This is a genomic window from Pseudoxanthomonas sp. (genome assembly GCF_051953815.1).
GTDB lineage: Bacteria > Pseudomonadota > Gammaproteobacteria > Xanthomonadales > Xanthomonadaceae > Pseudoxanthomonas_A.
This window is the reverse complement of record NZ_JBQCIJ010000058.1, coordinates 1-7133: the sequence shown is the minus strand read 5'-3', so window position 1 is coordinate 7133 and position 7133 is coordinate 1. Positions and strand designations below refer to the sequence as shown.

Annotated in this window: 7 protein-coding genes; 6 read left to right on the top strand and 1 reads right to left on the bottom strand. The window is 69.7% G+C overall.

Annotated elements, in window-relative coordinates:
* Nucleotides 1-97 precede the first annotated feature (97 nt).
* Together ACTHN1_RS18020 and ACTHN1_RS18015 are read left to right on the top strand one after the other, a co-directional pair.
* Nucleotides 98-1297, top strand: a complete 1200-nt coding sequence (locus ACTHN1_RS18020; RefSeq protein ID WP_440472296.1) for a hypothetical protein — start codon at nucleotides 98-100, stop codon at nucleotides 1295-1297.
* On the top strand, nucleotides 1294-2934 hold the full coding sequence (locus ACTHN1_RS18015; protein WP_440472295.1) for an alkaline phosphatase D family protein: 1641 nt from the start codon (nucleotides 1294-1296) through the stop codon (nucleotides 2932-2934). The genes ACTHN1_RS18020 and ACTHN1_RS18015 overlap by 4 nt, the downstream gene beginning before the upstream one ends.
* 42 nt (nucleotides 2935-2976) lie before the next feature.
* Here ACTHN1_RS18015 and ptsJ read toward each other — a convergent pair whose 3' ends face one another.
* Complete coding sequence (gene ptsJ / locus ACTHN1_RS18010) at nucleotides 2977-4278, bottom strand: MocR-like B6 salvage transcription factor PtsJ (RefSeq protein WP_440472294.1); 1302 nt, start codon at nucleotides 4276-4278, stop codon at nucleotides 2977-2979.
* 221 nt (nucleotides 4279-4499) lie between these two features.
* On the opposite strand from ptsJ, the gene ACTHN1_RS18005 reads away from it, so the two are divergent.
* The 4 genes from ACTHN1_RS18005 to ACTHN1_RS17990 all read left to right on the top strand — a co-directional run.
* Nucleotides 4500-5195 (top strand): YggS family pyridoxal phosphate-dependent enzyme, encoded by a 696-nt coding sequence (locus tag ACTHN1_RS18005; protein ID WP_440472297.1) that lies wholly within the window; start codon nucleotides 4500-4502, stop codon nucleotides 5193-5195.
* A complete protein-coding gene (gene pdxK, locus ACTHN1_RS18000; protein WP_440472293.1) occupies nucleotides 5192-6115 on the top strand; it encodes a pyridoxine/pyridoxal/pyridoxamine kinase in 924 nt (307 codons plus the stop codon). Before ACTHN1_RS18005 ends, pdxK begins: the two co-directional genes overlap by 4 nt.
* 34 nt (nucleotides 6116-6149) lie before the next feature.
* Nucleotides 6150-6374, top strand: coding sequence for a hypothetical protein (locus tag ACTHN1_RS17995; protein ID WP_440472292.1), 225 nt, complete (start codon nucleotides 6150-6152; stop codon nucleotides 6372-6374).
* Nucleotides 6375-6405: 31 nt separating this feature from the next.
* A partial coding sequence (locus ACTHN1_RS17990) for a MarR family winged helix-turn-helix transcriptional regulator (RefSeq protein ID WP_440472291.1) occupies nucleotides 6406-7133 on the top strand: 728 nt, incomplete at its 3' end.

The window sequence follows — 7133 nt, the reverse complement described above, 5'->3', positions numbered from 1 at the left end:
TGGGTGTTTCCTTTGGGGCCGCGGTGTTTTCGGTGGGGTGGGGGGTGTCCTTTTTCTCCCCCACCCGCGGGTCTGCCTGACACACCCGGGTCACGCCATGCCGCTTTCCTGTTCCAACCGCCCCGCCGGGGTCCGCCCCGTCCGCGCGTTCCACGCGCGCCTGTTCATCGCGCTTCTGCTGTGCCCCATCGTCCCCGTGCTGGCCGGCTCCGCCTCCACCACCGGGACGCCCCGGTTCCCACCGACACAGAACGGCGGCACTTGGCCGTCCGGTCATGTGCAGGGCATCGCCGTGGATCCGCGAGGTGGGTACATCTATTACTCGTTCACCGACCTGCTGGCCCGATACGACTTCAGCGGCCGGCTGGTCGGCACGCTGGTGGGCTGGACCGGTCACCTGGGCGATCTCGATTTCAATCCGGCGGACGGCAAGGTCTACGGTTCGCTCGAATACAAGGCCGACGAGGCGTTCTACATCGCCGTCATCGATGTGGACCGGATCGACCGCGTGGGCATCGACGCGCGCGCCGCCGATGTCCTGCGCACGGTCCATCTGGCGGAAGTCGCGCGCGACTACGCCGCCGACATGGACGGCGACGGACGATTCGACGGCGACGTCGCCGATACCCGGGATCATCGCTACGGCTGTTCCGGCATCGATGGGGTCGGCTTCGGGCCGGCGTTCGGACACCCGGACGGTCCCGTGCTGCTGACCGTCGCCTACGGCATCTACGGCAACCTCGAACGCACCGACAACGATCACCAGGTGCTGCTCCAGTACGACGTGGGCGGCTGGAACAGGCTTGCCAGGCCGCTGAGCGAAACCGCGCCGCATCGCAGTGGCCCCGAAGCACCGCAGGGCAAGTATTTCGTCCGCACCGGCAACACCACCTATGGCGTGCAGAACCTCGCCTATGACCCGCACCTGCGGCGCTGGTTCCTGGGCGTGTATCCCGGCAGGAAGGCGTCCTTCCCCAACTACCGGCTGTTCGCGATCGACGCGGACACGCCGCCCACGGTGGGTGAGCTGGTCGGCGTGAGGAACGACGACGGCGACGGCTGGGCCAGGGGACCGCTGCTGGCGCTGGCGGAGGACGGCCTGGAGGACACCGCGACCGGCCTGCGCGGCTGGCAGCAGAAGGCCGATGTGGGCCTGCAGCCGCTGGGCGACGGCCTGTATTACCTGGCGCGCAACGCGGGCGACAAACATGCCCAGACCGCCGACCTGACCCTGATGCGCTGGACCGGAGACACGCCGGCTCCGTTCGCGCCCGTCGCTCCCGAGGAACTGCCATGAGCATCGAAATCGAACGTCGCCGCCTGATCATCGGCGGCACGCTGGGCCTGGGCGCGCTGATGCTGCCGGGCGGGCGCGCCCTCGCCGCCGAGCTGCTGGGCGCGCGCGGCTTCACCCACGATGTCGCCAGTGGCGAACCCGGTCCGGACGCGATGCTGTTGTGGACACGCTACGTGCCCGCTCGCGCCGTCGACGAGGTCCGCCTGGACGCCGAAGTGGCGCTGGATGAGGATTTCACCCGGGTGGTGGCCGGCGGCAGCCTGCGCACCGGCGCCTATCGCGACTGGACCGCCAAGCTGACGGTGGACGGGCTGCGTCCCGGCACGATGTACTGGTATCGCTTCATCGCGCCGGATGGCAGCCGCTCGCCGATCGGCCGCACCCGCACCCTGCCGGAGGGTCCGGTCGACCGCTTCGGGCTGGGCCTGTTTTCCTGCGCCAACCTGCCGATGGGCTGGTTCAACGCCTACGCCCACGCGGCCGCGCGCGACGATCTCGATCTGTGGCTGCATGTGGGCGACTACCTCTACGAGTACGGTATCGCCTCGTACAAGCCGCATGACCGCGTCGCCGCCCGCGAGGTCCTGCCCGCGCACGATCACGAGATGATCAGCCTGGCCGACTATCGCCTGCGCTTCGCCTGCTACCGGGCGGATCCGGATCTGCAGGCGCTGCACCGCAAGGCGCCGATGATCGCGCTCTGGGACGATCACGAAATCACCAACGACAGCTGGGAAGGCGGCGCGCAGAATCACCAGCCGTCCGAAGGCGACTGGAACACCCGCCGCGCGGCGGCGATGCAGGCCTATCGCGAATGGATGCCGATCTCCGAAGAGCCCTGGAAACGCTACGCCATCGGCACCCTCGCCACGCTGTACCGCACCGAATCGCGCGTGCTGGCGCGCACCCGTCCGGCCGCCGCGGAACTGGCCGAAGCGCACCAGGCCGCGAATCCAGACGCCGCGCTGCGCCATTTCCGTGACGGTGCCTGGCGGGATCCGACCGCCACCCTGCTGGGTTCGGATCAGGAGTCTTGGCTGGCGCACGAGTTCCGCCGCAACGCCGCCGGCACGACCTGGCAACTGGTCGGCATGGGCACGATCCTCGGCCGCACCCTGATGCCGGACCAGATGCCGGGCTGGGTCCGCCCCGACGCCGGCGAGCGCGTGATCGAGAAATTCCGCCGGGACGTGCGGGCGTCGCGCCTGGGCCTGCCGATGTGGATGGATCGCTGGGACGGCTATCCGGCCGCGCGTTCGCGCCTGCTGCGCGCGGCCCAGCAGGCGGACGCGGATCTGGTGATGCTGGCCGGCGACAGCCACAACGCCTGGGCGTATTCGCTGGTCGAGGACGGGCGCGTCGCCGGCGTGGAGTTCGCCGGGCACAGCGTGACCTCGAACGGCATGGAGGGACAACTGGCCGCCGATCCCGTCGAGGTCGCGCGCGCGTTCGTCGCCACCAATCCGGAACTGGCCTGGGCCGATACCAGCCAACGGGGCTACATGATGATCGACATCACCCCGCAACGCGTGACCGGCGAATGGGTGTTCCTGCGCACGGTCAAGGCGCGCAGCCAGGAACTGGCGGGCACGCACCGGCTATCGGTCGAACGGGGACGAAGGCGGTTCGTTGCGTGAACCGCGTGCAGCGGGCGCGCCGGGCCTCCATCGCGCCGATCGTCAACCGCGTCGTTCCAGCACGCCGCGCAGATCCGCCGCCAGGCGCCGCGCCTGCTCCGCGACCAGCGTCGATATCGTGACGCGCAACCCCTGCACGGGACCGGCGACGCCGAACGCTTCGCCCGAGCGGACCAGCCAGCCGTGGCGGGCGAGCTGGTCGGCCACCTCCTGGCTGCCCTGCGCCATCGCCAGCCACAGGTTCAGGCCATCGGCCGTGTCCGCGCCGCCGATGCCTTCCGCCCGCAGCGCTTCGACCAGCAGTCGCCGCCGGCGCGCATAGTCGGCGCGCGCGTCGGCCAGCCGGTTGACGCGCGGATCCAGCAGAAACGCTTCCGCGATGTCCTGCAGGATGTGGCTGACCCAACTCGTGCCACCCGCCAGGCGCAGGCGCAGCCGGTTCGAGGTCTGCGCGTCGGAAGCGACGAATGCCAATCGCAGATCCGGGCCCAGCGCCTTCGACACGGAGCGCACCAGCGCCCAGCGCCGGATCTCCTTCGGGATCACGTTGTGATAGGGCGATTCGGCCAGCAGCGCGAAATGATCGTCCACGATCACCAGGACGTGCGGATGCCGTGACAGCACGCCGCGCAGGGCCCGGGCGCGGGTGACGCCCAGGCTGCAACCGGTCGGGTTGTGCGCGCGCGGGGTGATGATCACCGCCTGCGCGCCCTGCTCCAGCGCTTCCTCCAGCGCATCGGCGCGCATGCCCTGCCCGTCGATGGCCACGCCGGCGGCTTCGAGTCCGGCGGTGCGCAGCGTGTTGATGCTGCTGAGGAAACACGGGTCCTCCACGGCCACCTTGTCACCGGGCGCCAGATAGGCGCCCAGCAATCGTTCAACCGCGTCCACCGCGCCGTGGGTCAGATCAAGCGCGAACCCCGCCGGACAATCCGGGGAAAACCAGGAACGCCCGTACCGCTCCAGCTCCGGATTCATCACCGGCGCGCCGTACAGGCGGGGCGAGCGCGGCCGTTTCGCCAGCATCGCGGCGGGGTCCGGCAACCAGTCGGGATTCGGATTGCCTCCCGCCAGATCGGTCAGCGGTGAATCGTGATGCGTGCCTTCCTGCGCGCCGAGCACGGCGTCGCCACGGATGACCGTGCCCAGCCGGCCCTGGGTGGCGGCGATGCCGGCGACGACCAGGCGCTTGTACGCCGCCGCGACCGTATTCCGGTTCACGTCGAGGGTCGTCGCCAGATCACGCACCGGCGGCAGCGCGTCGCCGGCCTGCAACTGGCCGCTCCGCACCAGCAGGCGGATGCGGTCGAAGATCTCGGCGGAGGTCGTCCCGGTGATTTTCATATTGTCCTATGACAATATAGAATCTGGCCTGTGTCAATGAACCTGCTGGCGCCCATGCCGACGGCCCGGCGCATCGAAAGGATCCGGACGTGAATACCCCTGCCGCTCCCCTCCCCGCGACTCCCCCCGCCACCGGATCCCTGCACGCGCGGCACGGCCGCTACCCCCGGGCCGAAACCGTCGAGGATTTCCGCCACAACCTGGCCAGCGTCGCCGCGCGCATGCAGGCGGCCTGCGCACGCGCGGGCCGCGCGGCCGACAGCGTGCGCCTGCTGCCGGTCAGCAAGACCATCGACGAAGCGCACATCCGCCTGGCCCACGCGGCGGGCTGCCGCCTGCTGGGCGAGAACAAGGTGCAGGAGGCCCACCGGAAGTGGGAGGCGATGGCGGATCTGGGCGACCTGCGCTGGTCGGTCATCGGCCATCTGCAGACCAACAAGGCCAAGCTGGTCGCGCGCTTCGCGGCGGAGTTCCAGGCATTGGACAGCCTGCGCGTGGCCGAGGCGCTGGATCGCCGCCTGCAGGTGGAAGGACGTTCGCTGGAGGTGTTCGTCCAGGTCAACACCTCCGGCGAAGCCAGCAAGTACGGACTGCCGCCGGAAGAGGTCGCAGCCTTCCTGCGCGAGCTGCCCGCCTTTTCCGCGCTGCGCGTCCGCGGGCTAATGACGCTCGCGCTGTTCTCCGAGGATGCGGCGCGGGTTCGCCGGTGTTTCGTGCGCCTGCGCGAACTGCGGGATCGCCTGCGCGACGACGCGCCGGCCGGCATCGTTCTGGACGAACTGTCCATGGGCATGTCCGGCGACTACGAGATCGCCATCGAGGAAGGCGCGACCGTGGTGCGGGTAGGCCAGGCGATCTTCGGCGCGCGCAACCTGCCCGACAGCCATTTCTGGCCGACGGAAAACACCTCCGCATGAGCATTGGGCATCCTCCCGGGCCGGCGCTGACGGAACAACTGGGCCCGGTGACGCACTCGATCGATGCCGGGCTGGCGCCCCTGCGCATCGACGTGGTTTCGGTGCAGTCGCAGGTGGTCTACGGCCGTGTCGGCAACGCGGTCGCGGTGCCGACCCTGCAGGCGCACGGGTTGAATGTGGCGGCGGTGCCGACCGTACTGTTGAGCAACACCCCGCACTACCCGACCTTCCACGGCGGCGCCATTCCCTTGGACTGGTTCGCCGGGTACCTGTCGGATCTGATCGCCCGCGACGCGCTGCGCCATCTGCGCGCGGTGGTGGTGGGTTACCTGGGCGAGCCCGCGCAGGCCGCGGTGCTGGCGGACTGGATCACCACGCTCCGCGAAACGCGACCGGATCTGCGGCTTATCGTCGATCCGGTGATGGGGGATGTCGACAGCGGCATCTACGTCGCGCCGGGCATGGCCGAGGCCTATCGGCGGCACTTGCTGCCGCTGGCCGACGGCCTCACCCCTAACGGATTCGAGCTCGCCCAGCTGGTGCCGGCTGACGGCGCGGTCACGGACGTTCCGGATCTGGACGCGGTGATCAAGGCCGCCCGGCAGCTGCTCAACGGACATACCCGCTGGGTCGTTGTCACCAGCGCAGCACCCGCAGCGTGGGAAGCCGGCCAGATGTGGCTGTTGGTGGTCACCCGCGACACCGCCAATGTCATCCGGCATCCCCGCCTCGCCGCCGACAGCAAGGGCACCGGCGATCTGTTCACCGCCGACCTCGCGGCCCGGCTGCTGGCCGGCGCCACGCTGGAAGACGCCGCCGCGCAGGCCAGCGGGCAGGTGCTCGAAGCGCTTCGACGCACCCTCCGGCATCGCAGCGGTGAACTGCTGCTGCCAACGCCTCCCTCCCCCGTTCCGGGATGATCCATGCCGCACTATCGCCTTCTCGTCCGCCGCCATGACAAGCCCTGGGGGGCATTTCGACGCCGATACCGTCGAAGCGCTCGACGCCATCCGGGATATCGCCGCGCGGCTGCCCGCCGACGACGGCTATCACCTCGAACTGTTGTTGGCGCACGACGAGCGCCGGTGGCTGGAAAGCGGACCGGGTGGCCTGCGAGTCCTCGCCCGCGAGCCGCTGTTCCATCCCGTCCCGCTGCACGCGCCGACAGACGGTCATTGATCGAATTAGTTAGGACTCCTACGATATTGCGATGTCCACGGACGCCCGCCAGCGCGAACAGGCCGCCGCAGGTCTTGAGCAACTTGCCGCGCTGGTGCGCGCGCAGGCCTGGCGGGGCGAGACCGGTGCGCCGCTGCCTCCCGTGCAGGCCCAGGTCCTGCGCCTGCTCGCGGCCGCGCCGGGCGGATTGCGCGCGCGCCAGCTCGCGGACCGCCTGAGCGTGTCGGCGGCGAGCCTGAGCGACACGCTCAAGGCGATGGAAGCCAAGGGATGGATCCGGCGCACCGCCGACGCCGACGATCGCCGCGCCCTGGTGGTCCGCCTGAGCCGGACCGGCCGCGGCCTGGCGACCCGCCTCCAGCATCCCGCGCAGGGCATGTCCGGCCTGTTGCAGGGACTGGAAAGCGAGGACGTGGGCGCGCTGCTGCGGGTGACCCAGTTGCTGGTCGCCGAAGCGCAGCGGCAGGGCCTGGCCACCGGCCTGCGCACCTGTCTGGGATGTCGTTTCTTCCGGCCTTTTGCCGGCACGGCGCCCGGGCAACCGCATTTCTGCGAATTCATCGGTGCGCCTTTCGGCGACACCGGCTTGCGGGTCGATTGCGCCGAGCAGTCTCCGGCCGATGACGAACTGCTGGCCGCGAACCAGGAACGGTTCCGGCTCCGACATCCGCCCCAGGCGGAAACAAGTGGGGGGGGGGGGCCACGAGACAAAAGACCCCCGCCGAAAAACACCCCCCCCACAATAAAATATAATATATT